This window comes from Thiomonas sp. FB-6 (assembly GCF_000377645.1).
Classification (GTDB): Bacteria; Pseudomonadota; Gammaproteobacteria; order Burkholderiales; family Burkholderiaceae_C; genus Thiomonas_A.
The window spans coordinates 1-1,592 of record NZ_KB898542.1 but is presented as its reverse complement, the minus strand read 5'-3'; the positions used below and the strand labels follow the sequence as shown (position 1 = coordinate 1,592).

Sequence of the window (1,592 nt, the reverse complement as noted above, 5' to 3'; positions counted from 1 at the left end):
CTAGCCTGGATATTTCATGAGCCGCCATCGACGTCGGGTTTGGCATCGAACACGAAGCGAGTGGCATCGCGGATGAGGGCCTGAAGCCTCGACGCGCGGGTCTTGGCGAACGCAGGGCGCAGTACCCCCTTACCCCCGTTGTTCGTCAACGTGCCGGGGACAGCACTTTTCGCGGCTCAAGGGGCCAGGGCGTGGGCGGCGCTGAGGAACACGTGCTTGAGGGGATGGCTGGAGGCCAGCAGCAGCCGCACGCGGCGGGTGTTGCGCACGACGGCCGCGCCGATCTTGAGCAGCTTGATGCGGATGGTGGCCGCGCAGGCACGCGCGAGTTCGGTGCCCTGCAGAGCGCGCCGACGCAAGTGGATGATGAGCGTGTAGGCGAAGGCTGCCAGCAGCAGGCGCAGCTGGTTGGCGGCGAAGCGATGGGCGCTGGCGCGACGGCCGAACAGGTCGAGCTGGGCTTCCTTGATGCGGTTCTCGGCCTCGCCGCGCGCGCAGTACAGACGCTCGTAGAGCTCGGTGCAATCACCAGCCAGGCTGGTGACCACGAAGCGGGGATTGGGGCCCTGGGGGCCATGTTCGAGCCGGGCGATCACGCGCCGTTCGCGCTCCCAGCTTCGTGCCGCGTACGTGAACTCGCCGATGAGCCGCTGCTTGGTGCCCATGGCCTGGTACTGCTCGGCCAGGGCTTGTTCGGCGATGGCGACCTGCCATTGCAGCGTGGGGTTCTTCGCCAGCCCGATGATGTAATCGATGCCCCAGGCGTCGAAGCGCCTGAGCGCACGCGGGCGGCAAAACCCGGAGTCAGCGCGCACGACCAGGCGCACGCCCGGCCAGGCCTGGCGCAGCCGGCGCGCCAGCAGCTTGATCAGCGCACTGAGCACGCTGGCCGGGTCGCGCCAGCTCGGGCGCAGCACGCATGCCAGCATGTCCTGGCCGCAGAACACGTACAGCGGCAGGTAGCAGTAGCTGTCGTAGTGGAAGTGGAAGTGCGCCCCTTCCTGCTGTCCGTACAGCGGCACGTGGGTGGCGTCGATGTCGAGCACCAGCTCGCGCGGGGCCTGGCCACGCCCGGCGATGAACGTCTCCAGCAACACCCCATGCAGCGCCGCGGCATGCGCGGACGTGGCCGAGCGCTCCAGGCGGCTGAACGTGGGGGCCGAGGCCAACTCCTCGGCCCGGCCCACCGCCGTCTGCAGCGCCAGGTCGCGACGCAATGTGTTGTGGTCCGTCACGTCCTCCCAGCCGCAGCACAGCCCGTACACCCGCTGCGCCAGCAGGCTGTGCATGCTGTGGCGAACACTGGCGGCGCGACGGCCGTCGGCGAACACTCCCGCTGCCGCGCGCGTCAGCCCGATGCGCTCGTCGATCCGACGCAGCAGCATCACCCCGCCGTCGCTGACGATGTCGCCGCCATCAAACGCGGCCTGCACTACGCGGCGCCCGACACGCCCGAAATCCACCACGCCCTCGGTACACTTTGGCATCGGCCGCTTCCTCCTTTGTTCGTCACGTTTCGAGTCTCACTACCTCTGAAACGCACGACCGGATCAAGCGGCCGACCTACTTGCTCGCGAAATATCCAGGCTAGG

1 protein-coding gene is annotated in these 1,592 nt (G+C 68.3%); it reads right to left on the bottom strand.

What is annotated here, in order from left to right:
* Positions 1 to 176: 176 nt before the first annotated feature.
* Positions 177 to 1,487, bottom strand: coding sequence for an IS1380 family transposase (locus D466_RS0119930; protein WP_018915433.1), 1,311 nt, complete (start codon positions 1,485 to 1,487; stop codon positions 177 to 179).
* Positions 1,488 to 1,592 lie beyond the last annotated feature (105 nt).